This is a genomic window from Sphingobium estronivorans (genome assembly GCF_008692605.1).
Classification (GTDB): Bacteria; Pseudomonadota; Alphaproteobacteria; order Sphingomonadales; family Sphingomonadaceae; genus Sphingobium; species Sphingobium estronivorans.
The window spans coordinates 179592-192493 of record NZ_LFCT01000003.1; the positions used below are offsets into that span (position 1 = coordinate 179592).

General features: G+C 64.5%; 12 protein-coding genes. 5 read left to right on the forward strand and 7 right to left on the reverse strand.

What is annotated here, in order from left to right:
- Positions 1 to 17: 17 nt before the first annotated feature.
- From ileS to gpmA, 6 genes are all read right to left on the reverse strand, one after another.
- Positions 18 to 2849 carry an isoleucine--tRNA ligase gene (gene ileS, locus F7P65_RS03635; protein WP_150290395.1) on the reverse strand — a complete coding sequence of 944 codons (2832 nt, stop codon included), beginning with the start codon at positions 2847 to 2849 and terminating at the stop codon, positions 18 to 20.
- A 34-nt stretch (positions 2850 to 2883) separates the two neighbouring features.
- On the reverse strand, positions 2884 to 3822 hold the full coding sequence (locus F7P65_RS03640) for a bifunctional riboflavin kinase/FAD synthetase (protein ID WP_150290396.1): 939 nt from the start codon (positions 3820 to 3822) through the stop codon (positions 2884 to 2886).
- 8 nt (positions 3823 to 3830) lie between these two features.
- Positions 3831 to 4358, reverse strand: a complete 528-nt coding sequence (locus tag F7P65_RS03645; RefSeq protein ID WP_150290397.1) for a dihydrofolate reductase — start codon at positions 4356 to 4358, stop codon at positions 3831 to 3833.
- Positions 4355 to 5425, reverse strand: a complete 1071-nt coding sequence (locus F7P65_RS03650; RefSeq protein ID WP_150290398.1) for a 5-(carboxyamino)imidazole ribonucleotide synthase — start codon at positions 5423 to 5425, stop codon at positions 4355 to 4357. The genes F7P65_RS03645 and F7P65_RS03650 overlap by 4 nt, the downstream gene beginning before the upstream one ends.
- Before the next feature lies 1 nt (position 5426).
- Complete coding sequence (purE, locus tag F7P65_RS03655; RefSeq protein WP_150290399.1) at positions 5427 to 5921, reverse strand: 5-(carboxyamino)imidazole ribonucleotide mutase; 495 nt, start codon at positions 5919 to 5921, stop codon at positions 5427 to 5429.
- A gap of 117 nt (positions 5922 to 6038) precedes the next feature.
- A complete protein-coding gene (gpmA, locus tag F7P65_RS03660; RefSeq protein ID WP_150290400.1) occupies positions 6039 to 6725 on the reverse strand; it encodes a 2,3-diphosphoglycerate-dependent phosphoglycerate mutase in 687 nt (228 codons plus the stop codon).
- A 155-nt stretch (positions 6726 to 6880) separates the two neighbouring features.
- Between gpmA and sppA the strand changes: the two genes are divergently transcribed.
- From sppA to F7P65_RS03685, 5 genes are all read left to right on the forward strand, one after another.
- On the forward strand, positions 6881 to 8782 hold the full coding sequence (sppA, locus tag F7P65_RS03665) for a signal peptide peptidase SppA (RefSeq protein ID WP_150290401.1): 1902 nt from the start codon (positions 6881 to 6883) through the stop codon (positions 8780 to 8782).
- Between the two features lie 79 nt (positions 8783 to 8861).
- Complete coding sequence (locus F7P65_RS03670; protein WP_420853300.1) at positions 8862 to 9170, forward strand: hypothetical protein; 309 nt, start codon at positions 8862 to 8864, stop codon at positions 9168 to 9170.
- Between the two features lie 38 nt (positions 9171 to 9208).
- Positions 9209 to 9874, forward strand: a complete 666-nt coding sequence (locus tag F7P65_RS03675; RefSeq protein WP_150290403.1) for a response regulator transcription factor — start codon at positions 9209 to 9211, stop codon at positions 9872 to 9874.
- Between the two features lie 84 nt (positions 9875 to 9958).
- Positions 9959 to 11263, forward strand: coding sequence for a sensor histidine kinase (locus tag F7P65_RS03680; RefSeq protein WP_150290465.1), 1305 nt, complete (start codon positions 9959 to 9961; stop codon positions 11261 to 11263).
- Positions 11263 to 11616: a YbaN family protein gene (locus tag F7P65_RS03685; protein ID WP_150290404.1), complete on the forward strand. Its 354-nt coding sequence runs from the start codon at positions 11263 to 11265 to the stop codon at positions 11614 to 11616. The genes F7P65_RS03680 and F7P65_RS03685 overlap by 1 nt, the downstream gene beginning before the upstream one ends.
- Positions 11617 to 11628: 12 nt before the next feature.
- Here F7P65_RS03685 and F7P65_RS03690 read toward each other — a convergent pair whose 3' ends face one another.
- Complete coding sequence (locus F7P65_RS03690) at positions 11629 to 12852, reverse strand: polyhydroxyalkanoate depolymerase (RefSeq protein WP_150290405.1); 1224 nt, start codon at positions 12850 to 12852, stop codon at positions 11629 to 11631.
- Positions 12853 to 12902 lie beyond the last annotated feature (50 nt).

Sequence of the window (12902 nt, forward strand, 5' to 3'; positions counted from 1 at the left end):
GGACAGGGCCTTTTGCGTCAGGCCTTCAGCACCTCGTCGCAGCGATGACAAAGCGTGCCGTCTTCCTCAACCTCCGGCAGCAGGCGCCAGCAGCGGCCGCATTTGTGCCAGTCGCTAGGCTTGACCTCGATGCCGTCGCCTTTGCCCATTTCGACGCGGGCAACGATTGCGATCTCCGCGAAATCGACGCCGCCGGTTGCCAGCAACTCGCCCATGGTGACATCGGCTTCCAGGCTTGAGCGGACGATCTTTTCGCGGCGCAGCGGTTCGATGGCTTCGTTGACCTGATCGCGCTGATCGCGCAGTTCCGTCCATTTGTCGCCAAGGCTGCCATTGGCCCAATGGGAATCGACTTCCGGCCATTCGAGGAAATGGACGCTTTCTTCGGCATTTGGATAGCGGCTTTGCCAGACTTCCTCAGCGGTGAAGGGAATGATCGGCGCGGCATAGCGGACCAGCGCGTGGAACAGCGTGTCGAGTACCGTGCGATAGGCGCGGCGCTTGGGGTCCGACTTCGCATCGCAATAGAGGCAGTCCTTGCGAATGTCGAAGAAGAAGGCCGACAGGTCGCTGTTCGCAAAGTCCATCAACGCACGGGTGTAACGACTGAATTCCAGCCAGTTTTCGCTGTCCGCCGCCTTGTCGACCACATCCCTGAGATCCGCGTCGAGCTTGGCGAGCAGATGGAGCATGTAGCGCTCCAGTTCCGGCATCTCGCTGACGGGCAGCTTTTCTTCTTCCGAAAAATCGGAAAGAGCACCCAGCAAGTAACGGAAAGTGTTGCGCAATTTACGATAGGCGTCGGAGGAGCCGGCCAGCACTTCCTTGCCGATGCGGACGTCATCGAAATAATCGGTGCTGGCAACCCAGACGCGCAATATGTCGGAGCCGCTTTCGCCGATGACCTTCAGCGGGTCGACCACATTACCGAGGCTCTTCGACATTTTGCGGCCCTGCCCATCCAGCGCGAAGCCGTGGGTGAGGACGGCGTCATAGGGCGCGCGGCCGCGGGTGCCGCTGCTTTCGAGCAGTGAGGACTGGAACCAGCCGCGATGCTGGTCGGAGCCTTCGAGATAGAGGTCGGCGCGGGCGTCGGGGCCGTAGCGGCCTTCCACAACGAAGCTGTGGGTCGAGCCGCTGTCGAACCAGACGTCGAGAATATCGTTCACCACCTCATAATCGTTGAGGTCGTAATCGGGGCCGAGCAGGACCTGATGGTCGGCGCCGAACCATGCGTCGGCGCCCGCGCCCTTGAACGCTTCGACGATGCGGGCATTGACTGCTTTATCAACCAGATATTCACCGCTCTTGCGATGGACATAGAGCGCGATCGGCACGCCCCAGGCGCGCTGGCGGCTGATCACCCAGTCGGGACGCCCCTCCACCATCGAGCGGATGCGGTTGATCGAGCGTTCCGGCACCCAGCGGGTCTGTTCGATGGCGTCGACCGCCAGTTCGCGCAGGGTCGGGTCATTGGTGACGATCGGCGTGGGCAGGATGCCCTCGCCCGCTTCGACCACGGCGCCCGCCTGCCGCTGGTCCATCGGGATGAACCATTGCGGGGTGCAGCGGAAGATGATCTTCGCCTTGGAGCGCCAGCTGTGGGGGTAGCTGTGCTTGAAGTCATCGGACGCGGCGAGCAACCCGCCTGCTTCACGCAGATCGGTGCAGATCGGGCCGTCCTTGCCGACGAACTTCGGGTTGATGACCGATCCCTGACCGCCGAGCCAGAGCCAATCCTCGCGATATTTGCCGTCATTCTCGACGGCGAAGACCGGATTAATGCCGTTCGCCTTGCACAGCGCGAAGTCGTCCTCGCCATGGTCGGGCGCCATGTGGACAAGGCCGGTGCCCGCGTCGGTGGTCACGAAATCGCCTGCGAGCAGCGGACGCGGCTTGGCGAAGAAGCCGCCGAGCGCGTGCATCGGATGGCGGGCGACGGCGCCGGCCAAGGCGGCACCCTTAAAATGCTTGTGCGGCTGGGCGTGAACAAGGCCCGAGCGCTCCTTGAAGGCGGCAATCAGGGCTTCGGCGATGATGAACTTGCGCCCATCGCCTTCCAGCAGCACATACTCAACCTCCGGCCCATAGGCCAAAGCCTGGTTGACCGGAATCGTCCACGGCGTCGTCGTCCAGATCACCGCATGGGCACCGACCAACTCCGGCGCGCCCGGCGCTTCGACAATCTCGAACGCCACGTCGATCTGGGTCGAGACGATGTCCTCATATTCCACTTCCGCCTCGGCCAGCGCGGTCTTTTCGACCGGGGACCACATGACGGGCTTGGCGCCGCGATAGAGCTGGCCGCTTTCCGCGAATTTCAGCAGTTCGCCGACAATGGTGGCTTCGGCGTCGAACTTCATGGTCAGATAGGGATCGTCCCAATCGCCCATGACGCCAAGGCGCTTGAACTGCTCCTTCTGCACGCCGACCCATTTGTCGGCATAGGCGCGGCATTCGGCGCGGAACTCCTGCGCGGGAACCTCGTCCTTATTCTGCTTCTTCTTGCGATATTCCTCCTCGATCTTCCATTCGATCGGAAGGCCGTGGCAGTCCCAGCCGGGCACATAAGGCGCGTCCTTGCCGAGAAGGCTCTGCGAACGCACGATGATGTCCTTCAGCACCTTGTTCATCGCATGGCCCATATGGATGTCGCCATTGGCATAGGGCGGGCCGTCGTGCAGGATGAAGCGTTCGCGGCCCTTCCGCCGCTCGCGCAGCTTGCCGTAGAGGTCCATTTCCTCCCAGCGCGCCAGAATGGCCGGTTCCTTCTGCGCCAGCCCCGCCTTCATCGGAAAGTCGGTGACGGGAAGGAAAACGGTGCTCTTATAGTCAGGCTGGTCGGTCATCGGGATCCGCGCGTGTTAATTTGATCGCGCGGCATTAGGCGAGGTGCGGCGTTCCCGCAAGGATTTGCCGTGCATCGTCGCAATCCTTGGCGATGGCGGCCATCAGCGCATCCAGGCCGTCGAATTTCGCTTCGGAACGCAGATAATGGATGAGTTGGACCTCGATCCGCTGGTTGTAGAGGCTTTCGGCGAAGTCGAAGAAATGCGGCTCCAGCAATTCCTTGGGCGGATCGAAGGTCGGACGGATGCCAAGATTGGCGGCGCCGTCCAGGACCCGTCCATCGGGGAGCAGGCCGCGCACGGCGTAAATGCCGTAGGCCGGACGCAGAAAATGGCCGAGATCGACATTCGCGGTCGGAAAACCGATGGTGCGACCCAATTTATCGCCGTGCTGGACGACCCCCTCTATGGCGAAGGGACGGGTCAGCAGACGGGTCGCCGTTTCGCAGTCGCCCGATGTCAGCGCCCCGCGGATGCGGGTGGAGGAGATAATGTCTCCGCCGGCGTCGGTAACGGGCGCGACAGCCTCCGCGCTGAGGCCCATGGTGGCGCCCAGCCGCGCGAGAGTCTCGATGGAACCGGCGCGGTCCTTGCCGAAGGTGAAATCCTGCCCCGTGACCACTCCCGCCACACCCCAATCGACGAGCAGGCGAACGAAGGCTTCGGGATCGAGCGATGCGAGATTGCGGGTGAAGTCGAACACCAGCATGGCGTCAGCGCCCGCCCGGGCGAAGAGGCGTTCGCGCTGGTCCAGCGTCGTCAGCCGGAACCAGGGCGTGTCCGGGCGGAACAGGCGCATGGGGTGCGGGTCGAAAGTCGCGATGATCGCGGGGCGGCCTTGCGCGCGGGCGCAGTCGATGGCGCGACCGGCCACGGCCTGATGACCTGCGTGGAATCCGTCGAAATTACCCAGCGCCATGATGCACCCGCGCAAATGGGCGGGGATCGGGTCGCTGCTGTGCAGGCGCTCCATGGGCCGGGCTATAAGGGCACGTCCGGCCGCTGGCAATGCGCGGCGGGGCGGCGGTGAAAGGTGACGAAGCTGTAGGCGGGGCGGCCCTGCTGCGCGGGATGATCGTGACGGGCGGTTTCCTGCCAGTCGGCGGGGTCGGGATAAGCGATGTGGGTGTCGCCTTCCGCCTCGACATGGACTTCGGTAAGTTCGATGCGGTGCGCGAGGGGCAGGAACAGCCTGTAGATTTCCGCGCCGCCGATGACCGCGACGATGGGCGCGGCCGCCCGCACGATGGCGGCTTCCGGGGTCGGGGCAGGTTCAGCGCCCTCCCCCGCCCAGTCGGCGTCACGCGTCAGGACGATGTGACGGCGGCCGGGAAGCAGGCCCGGCAGGCTGTCGAAGGTCTTGCGGCCCATGACCATGGGATGGCCGAGGGTGAGCGCCTTGAAATGTTTGAGGTCGGCGGGCAGGCGCCAGGGCAGGTCGCCATCCTTGCCGATCACGCCATTGTCGGCGCGGGCGAGGATCAGGACGATTTCTGGCGCTGCGTTCACAGCGTCAGGCGGGTAACGTGGCCCATCTTACGGCCGGGGCGGGCTTCATGCTTGCCGTAAAGGTGCAGATGGTTGGCCGGGTCGGACAGAATCTGCTGCCAGTCATTGGCCTGATCGCCGATCAGATTGTGCATCTCGGCCTTCGCCGCCGCGAGCATGGTGTCGCCCAGCGGCAGGCCGCAAATGGCGCGGACATGATTTTCGAACTGGCTGGTGAGCGCACCTTCGATGGTCCAGTGGCCGCTATTGTGGACGCGGGGGGCCATTTCGTTGAACACCGGGCCGTCGGCGCTGGCGAAGAATTCCAGCGTCAGGACGCCGACATAGCCGAGAGCGTCGGCAACCTTGGAGGCAAGGGCGCGGGCCTGCGCGACCTGCCCTTCGATCAGGGCGCCTGCGGGGACGGTCGAGCTGTCGAGAATGCCGTCCTTGTGAACATTGGCGGCGCTGTCCCAGAAGCGGATTTCGCCATCGGCGCCGCGCACGAGAATGACGGAAAATTCTTCGGCAAAGGTCACGAAACCTTCGAGAATGGCGCTCTGGCGACCGATGGCGTTCCAGGCGCCGACCGCGTCGCCGGGATCGCTCAGGCGCGCCTGCCCCTTGCCGTCATAGCCCATGCGGTTGGTTTTCAGAATCGCCTTGCTGCCGATCCGGTCGAGCGCTTCTTTCAGGTCGTCGAGGCTTTCGACCGGCGCGAAAGGCGCGGTCAGGCCGCCAAGGTCGCAGACGAAGCGCTTTTCCGCAAGACGATCCTGCGCAACGCGGAGGGCTTGAGCGCCGGGACGGACGAGGCCATGGGTGGCGAGGACTTCGACGGCGGCGGGGTCGATATTCTCGAACTCGTATGTCACCACGTCGACGCTGTCGGCGAAGGCGGCGAGCGCGGCCGCGTCCTCATAGGCGCCCCGCGTCCATCGGGGGGATACGTCGGCGGCGGGGCCGCTCGTTTCCGGGGCGTAGATATGCGTGCGGTAGCCAAGCTGGGCGGCGGCAATCGCGATCATGCGGCCCAACTGGCCGCCGCCGAGTATGCCGATGGTGGAGCCGGGCGGGATGATGGTCATCTTATTCGGGGGTTTCCGCTACGTCGTTGGTCTGCCGGACGCGCCAGGCGTCGAGACGCTGCGCCAGCGCTTCATCGGTGGTGGCGAGGATGGACGCGGCGAACAAAGCCGCATTGATCGCGCCGGGCTTGCCGATGGCGAGCGTGCCCACCGGGATGCCGCCGGGCATCTGAACGATGGAGAGCAGGCTGTCCATGCCCTTCAGCGATTTGGATTCCACCGGCACGCCAAGGACCGGCAGACGGGTCATCGACGCGGCCATGCCGGGAAGGTGCGCGGCGCCGCCCGCGCCCGCGATGATGACCTTCAGGCCACGTCCGACCGCCCCGGTGGCATAGTCGTAGAGGCGCTGCGGAGTGCGGTGGGCGGAAACGACCTTGCACTCATGAGCGACGCCAAGCGCTTCCAGCGTTTCGGAGGCGTGGCGCATCGTTTCCCAGTCGGATCGGCTGCCCATGATGATGCCGACGGTCGCGGCTTCGGTTGCCCCGGTCATTTTGCTTGGCACTTCCCTGCCTGATGCCACCCAAAAGGGTATGGAAAGCAAAGCCCCTTAGCGGCAGGACCGCCAAGGGGCAATGCGGGATTTCGGTTCAATCGATGCGGAGAAAAATCAACGCTCCGACAGATAGTAACGGTCCTTCGCGGTCAGATCGTCATTCAGTTCATAGACGATGGGCTGGCCGGTCGGGATTTCCAGTTCGGTGATCTCGTCATCGGGGATGTTCGAGAGGTGCTTCACCAGCGCCCGCAGCGAGTTGCCGTGGGCGGAGATCAGGACGCGCTTGCCCGCCTTCAGGTCCGGGGCGATCTTCGCCTCCCAATAGGGCAGCACCCGGGCGATGGTGTCCTTCAGGGACTCCGTCGCGGGGATCGGGATGCCGGCATAGCGGCGGTCCTTCGACAGGTCGAACTCGCTGTCCGCTTCCAGCGGCGGCGGCGGCGTGTCGAAGCTGCGGCGCCAGATCTTCACCTGATCGTCGCCATGCTTGGCCGCCGTCTCCGCCTTGTTGAGGCCGGTGAGGCCGCCATAATGGCGCTCATTGAGGTGCCAGTCCTTTTCGACCGGCAACCACAGCCGGCCCATTTCCTCCAGCGCCAGGTTCAGCGTCTTGATCGCGCGGGTCTGGACCGAGGTGTAGCACTGGTCGAAGTCCAGCCCCTTTGCCGCCATCAGGCGCCCGGCGGCGCGTGCTTCCTCGGCGCCCTTCTTGGTCACATCCACGTCCCACCAGCCGGTGAAGCGGTTTTCAAGGTTCCACGAGGATTGACCGTGGCGGATAAGGACGAGCGTGGGCATGAAGCGTGTCTCCTGCAAGAGAAACCAAATATTGCGCCCTCCCATAGCGTCGGAAAATATGGGCGCAAGCTTGTGCGGTCTCCGCTTCCCCCCACATTGCAGTCGGTCCGTCGATGGGATAGCCCTTGGGCAGAGCAAAAAAGGAAGCAGGCATCTTGGCTTTTGTGAAAGGCGCGTGGCGCATTTTGGTCGCGATCAAGGACGGGCTGGTGCTGCTGTTCCTGCTGGGCTTCTTCGGGCTGCTCTATGCCGCCCTGTCCTGGTCGCCCAAGCCCGCCCAGAGCGTGAGCAGCGGCGCGCTGCTGCTGAAGCTGGACGGCACCATCGTCGAGCAGCCGTCGGAGGTCGACCCGATGGCGCTGCTGACGGGATCGAAGGACAAGGCCCGGGAATATGGCCTGGCCGACATCGTCGCCGCGCTGGATGCCGCCAGGGACGACCGGAAGGTGAAGGCCGTGGTGCTGAACCTGGACGGGTTCATGGGCGGCGGTCAGGTGGCGCTGGCGCGGGTCGGCAAGGCGCTGGACGCAGTCCGCGCGGCGAAGAAGCCGATTTTCGCCTATGCCACCATCTATAGCGACGACAGCTATCAACTGGCGGCCCACGCAACCGAAAGCTGGGTCGATCCGCTGGGCGGGGTCGCGATCATCGGACGCGGCGGATCGGGCCTCTATTATAAGGGCCTGATCGACAAGCTGGGCGTCAACACCCATGTCTATCGCGTCGGCACCTATAAGAGCTTTGTCGAACCGTTCACGCGCACGGGCCAGTCGCCCGAAGCGAAACAGGCCAATCAGGCGCTGGCCAATGCTCTGTGGGAGGACTGGCAGCAGGAAGTCGCCAAGGCGCGGCCCAAGGCGAAGCTGGCCGCCTATACCGGCAATCCGGCGGCGGCGGCGGAGGGTGCGGGCGGCAATCTGGCCAAGGCGGCGCTGGATGCCGGACTGATCGACAGGCTGGGCGACGCAGCGGCCTTTGGCGAGCGGGTAGCACAGGTGGCGGGCGACGCGCCGGACGACAAGCCCGGCGGCTTCGCGACCATCGACCTGAAAAATTACATGGGCGCACACAAGCCAGCCAATGGCGGCAATATCGGCGTGCTGACCGTGGCGGGCGACATCGTCGATGGCGAGGCGGGACCTGGAACCGCAGCAGGCGACACGATTTCCGCGCTGCTGCGCAAGGCGCTGGCGGACAAGGATTTGAAGGCGCTGGTGGTGCGGGTCGATTCGCCCGGCGGTTCGGTGATGGCGTCGGAAAAGATCCGCAGCGCGATCATGGCCGCCAAGTCGGATGGGCTGCCCGTGGTCGTCTCCATGGGCAATGTCGCGGCCAGCGGCGGATATTGGGTGTCGACGCCGGGCGATGTCATCTTTGCCGAGCCTGACACGATCACCGGCTCCATCGGCGTATTCGGCATCATCCCCAGCTTTGAGGGCACGCTGGCGAAGATCGGCGTCACCACCGATGGCGTGAAGACCACGCCGCTGTCGGGCCAGCCCGATGTCGTCGGCGGCACGACGCCGGAATTCGACCGGATCATGCAGATGGGGGTCGAGGATATTTACGGCCGTTTCGTGGGACTGGTGGCCCAAGCCCGGCGCAAGACGCCGCAGCAGATCGACGCCATTGCGCAAGGCCGCGTCTGGGACGGCGGCACGGCGCGGCAGATCGGGCTGGTCGATCGCTTCGGCGGGCTGGAGGACGCGATTGCCGAGGCGGCGAAGCTGGCGAAGATCGATCCGGCCAAGGCCCGCCCCTATCGCATCGCGAAGGAGCCGGACAGGTTCGCGAAGTTCGTCCAGTCCATCGTGGATCGCGAGGGTGATGACGATGCGGGCGCGCCCAGCGGGCTTGTGGGGCGCGATCTGCTGGGACGGCAGGCGATGGTGCAGCGCAACTGGGCCTTGCAGGCGCTGTCGGACGTGCGGGCGCTGGTGAGCGGCGCGGGCGTGCGGGCGGATTGCCTGGAATGCCGGGGCTATGGCGCGCCCAGGGTCACGAAGGCGGCGGACGAGCGCGGCCTGATGGCGCTGCTGCTGGGATCGTGGAAATAGGCCGGGAGGAAGCCGCGTCCCCTCCCCAGCCCCATTCACCACCTGTTCAATGGTGCACCGCTATGCCAAGGTCATGCGAATGAAGCGGTTGAAATTCCTTACGGCCCTTGGCGCCATGGCGGCGGTTTTCGCCACGAATCCCGCTGCTTATGCCAACAGCCAGCGTGACGAGCAGGATGCGGCGCGCCGCGCCATGCTGGATGGGCAGGTCATGCCCTTCTCCGTCATCAAGCGCCGGGTCGATGCCGCCATGGGCGGCGCCACCTATCTGGGCAGCGAATTCAACCCTTCCTCCAACCGCTACCGCCTGAAATATGTGAAGGACGGCAAGGTGGTATGGGTTGATGCGGACGGTCGCACGGGCGATATAATCGGCTGGGCGCGCTGAACGGCGCCATAAGAGCAACAGAAAAGAAACGGAGCCATATGCGTCTGCTGATCGTCGAAGATGAACCCAGCCTGGGGCAGCAGCTCCGCAACACGCTGGAAGGCGCGGGCTATGCCGTGGACCTTGCCGACGATGGCGAGGACGGACATTTCCTCGGCTCAACGGAAAATTACGACGCGGTGGTGCTGGACCTGGGCCTGCCGACCATTGACGGGCTGACCGTGCTGGACCGCTGGCGCAAGGAAGGGCGCGGCTTTCCCGTGCTGGTGCTGACGGCGCGCGACAGCTGGTCGGACAAGGTGGCCGGGCTGGACGCGGGCGCCGACGATTATCTGGCCAAGCCGTTCCAGAGCGAGGAATTGATCGCCCGCCTGCGCGCGCTTATTCGTCGCGCGTCGGGCAATGCGTCGAGTGAATTGATCGCGGGCGACGTGCGGCTGGACACGCGGTCGGGCAAGGTGACGCTGAAGGGCGAGCCGGTGAAGCTGACGGCGCAGGAATATAAGCTGCTGTCCTACCTGCTCCACCACAAGGGCAAGGTGGTGAGCCGCACCGAACTGATCGAACATATTTACGATCAGGATTTCGACCGCGATTCCAATACCATCGAAGTGTTCGTGACGCGCATCCGCAAGAAACTGGGCGCGGACGTCATCACGACGATTCGCGGGCTTGGCTACAGCCTCGACGAACCGGGGCGGTAATCGGGGCCGAGGTTCCGGCGCCCCGCGATGACCGATCCCCATTCCCCTTCCCAGGTTCGTTCCACCGGATCGTTGAGCCGCCGCATGATCGGCATTGCGGCGCTGTGGATCAGCCTGCTGCTGCTGGGCGGCGGGCTGGCGCTGGACCGGGTGCTGACCAACGCCATCACCCGCAATTTCGACGACGGGATGAATTATGTCCTGACCGCCATGATCGCGTCGGCGGAAATCGGGCCGGACGGCGAGGTGCTGTTCAACCGCGAACCCGCCGACCAGCGTTTTCTGGAGCCCAATAGCGGCATCTACTACCAGATCAGCGGCAAGGGGCATGAGGACTGGCGGTCGCGGTCGCTCTGGGACCGGGCGCTGAAGGTCAATCCGAACCATCAGGACGACGCCCCCCACATCTACGACAGCAACCAGTTCCCCGGCGAGGACCTGCGCGTCATGGAGCGGAGCATCATTCTGCCGGGGTCGGACACGCGCTGGATGTTCATGGTGGCGCAGGCGCGCGAGGGACTGGACGCGCAGATCAAGACGTTGCGCTCGACCCTGTTCGAAAGCTTTGCGCTGCTGGCGCTGGGGTTGATCGTGCTGGCGACCCTCCAGACCATTTATGGCCTGCGCCCCCTGCGCATGGTGCGGCATGAAATCGTGCGGATGCGGGCGGGCGAGAAAAATCGCGTGACCGAACCGATGCCCGCCGAAGTGCTGCCCATGGTCGAGGAACTGAACGCCCTGCTCGCCCATAATGAGCGACAGGCGGAGGAGGCGCGAACCCATGCGGGCAATCTGGCCCATGCGCTCAAAACGCCGCTGACCGTCATCATGAACGCCGCGACGGCGCAATCGCCGGACCTGGGCGACACCGTGATCCGCGAGGCGACGACGATGCGGCGGCAGGTCGACCATCACCTCGCGCGCGCCCGTGCGGTCGGCCGGCGTGGCGCGGCGCAGAGCCGGGCGGAGGTCTGGCCCAGCCTGGACGCGGTCGAGCGGGCGGTGCAGCGGCTCTATCCGGATGTGCGGATCGACATGGACGGCGCGAAGGATGCCTCCGTCCGGGTCGAGCGACAGGATCTCGATGAAATGCTGGGCAATCTTGTCGAAAACGCTGCAAAATATGGCGGCGGCAGCGTGTTCGCGACGGTCGGTCGCAAGGGCACGATGGTCGAGATATTGGTCGAGGATGACGGCAAGGGCATCCCCGAAGCGGATCGCATCCGCATCTTCGACCGGGGCGTGCGTCTCGATTCGGGGAAACCCGGCACGGGCCTTGGCCTCGCCATCGTGCGGGATGTCGCGGAAATCTATGGCGGGTCGGTCAGGCTGGAGGAGAGCGAGGATCTGGGCGGGGTGCTGGTGCGGTTGCGGCTACCGGCCGGCTGATGCTGCGGCATTTCTATCTTTTTTCCGGCTTTCTTTCGCTCGGATTGGGAGCGGTCGGGGTGTTCCTGCCGCTGTTGCCGACCGTGCCGTTCATGATCCTGGCGGCCTTCTGCTTCGCCCGCTCCAGCCCGAGGCTGGAGGCGCGGCTACTGGAGCATCGCCATTTCGGCCCGCATATCCGGCGCTGGCGAGGAAACGGCGCGATCAGCCGTCGGGGCAAGAAGGCGGCTCTGGCTGCCTTTGCGTTCAGCGTCGTGCTGGCGCTGTTCTTTTCGCCCTTTCCCTGGTGCCTGATCCCCGTCGCCGCCGCGCTGATCGGCGGGACGTGGATCTGGACGCGGCCGGAAGCGTAATTCCCGGATCGGTCAGTTCATCGCCAGGATCATGTTCCGCACCTGCGGATAGATCTGCTTTTCCCATTTGCTGCCCGAAAACACGCCATAATGACCGACGCCGGGCTGAAGATGATGGCGCTTGAGATGCGGGCGCAGACCGGTGCAGAGCGCATGGGCCGCCGCCGTCTGGCCCACGGCGCAGACGTCATCCTTCTCACCCTCGACCGTCAGCAGCGCGGTGTTGCGGATGGCGCCCGGATTGACCTTCCGCCCGCGATAGGTGAGTTCCCCCTTTGCCAGCAGGGTGCGCTGGAACACCTTGTCCACGGTTTCCAGGTAGAATTCCGCCGTCATATCGAGGACGGCGAAATATTCCTCGTAGAAGGTCTTGATCCTGTCGGCCTCGACCGCCTTGCCGTCGGCCAGAAGCTGATAAAGTTCGCGATGCGCCGCGCCATGGCGCTCCATGTTCATCGACATGAAAGCCGAAAGCTGGAGGAAGCCCGGATAGACCCGCCGTCCCCGGCCCGCATAGCGCATGGGCACCATGCTGATCAGATTATCCTCGAACCATTCCAGCGTCTGTTCATTGGCGAGTTCGTTGACGACCGTGGGCGCAGCGCGCGTATCGATCGGCCCGCCCATCAGCGTCATGGAGCGCGGCGTCGCCGGGTCCTTGTCCTCCGACATCAGCGAAACCGCCGCCATGGCGGGCACGCAGGGCTGGCATACGGAGACAAGATGCGATCCCGGCCCCAGTTCCTGCATGAAGGCGATGATATAATCGACATAATCGTCGAAGCCGAAACGACCGGCGCTGAGCGGCACGTCCCGCGCATTCTTCCAGTCGGTGATATAGACGTCATGATCGCGCAGCAGCGTCTGGACCGTGTTGCGCAGCAGCGTCGCGAAATGGCCGGACATCGGCGCCACAACCAGTATCTTGGGCTGGGCGGTCTCGACATCGTCCTTGGCGAAATGCAGCAGATCGCCAAAGGGCATGTCCAGCACCACCTCCTCGCGCACCGGCACCACCGCATTGCCGGTTTCCACCGGGCGAATCGCGTAAGCTGGGCGACGATGGGTCAGCTTTGCGCCCTGGAACACGTCCATCAGGGCGAACATGCGGCGGGGCATCGCCCAATTGGCCATCGGTCCCATCCTGTCCCGATAGGACAAGGCGATCTGCGCGCCAAAACGCGCCGGAGCCAGCATGTCATTCCAGGCCTGGTAGCCGCTGTACAACATCATCATCTATTTAAGCGTGCCTTGATCTGTGCCATCGCCGATTCGGCTCGTTGTAC

Coding starts and splice junctions, on each gene's coding strand:
- F7P65_RS03670 (WP_420853300.1), top strand. CDS start 8,862: ATGAAGCGGTTGAAATTCCTTACGGCCCTTGGCGCCATGGCGGCGGTT.
- F7P65_RS03640 (WP_150290396.1), bottom strand. CDS start 3,822: ATGGAGCGCCTGCACAGCAGCGACCCGATCCCCGCCCATTTGCGCGGG.
- gpmA (WP_150290400.1), bottom strand. CDS start 6,725: ATGCCCACGCTCGTCCTTATCCGCCACGGTCAATCCTCGTGGAACCTT.
- purE (WP_150290399.1), bottom strand. CDS start 5,921: ATGACCGGGGCAACCGAAGCCGCGACCGTCGGCATCATCATGGGCAGC.
- F7P65_RS03680 (WP_150290465.1), top strand. CDS start 9,959: ATGATCGGCATTGCGGCGCTGTGGATCAGCCTGCTGCTGCTGGGCGGC.
- ileS (WP_150290395.1), bottom strand. CDS start 2,849: ATGACCGACCAGCCTGACTATAAGAGCACCGTTTTCCTTCCCGTCACC.
- F7P65_RS03650 (WP_150290398.1), bottom strand. CDS start 5,425: ATGACCATCATCCCGCCCGGCTCCACCATCGGCATACTCGGCGGCGGC.
- F7P65_RS03690 (WP_150290405.1), bottom strand. CDS start 12,852: ATGATGATGTTGTACAGCGGCTACCAGGCCTGGAATGACATGCTGGCT.
- F7P65_RS03685 (WP_150290404.1), top strand. CDS start 11,263: ATGCTGCGGCATTTCTATCTTTTTTCCGGCTTTCTTTCGCTCGGATTG.
- F7P65_RS03675 (WP_150290403.1), top strand. CDS start 9,209: ATGCGTCTGCTGATCGTCGAAGATGAACCCAGCCTGGGGCAGCAGCTC.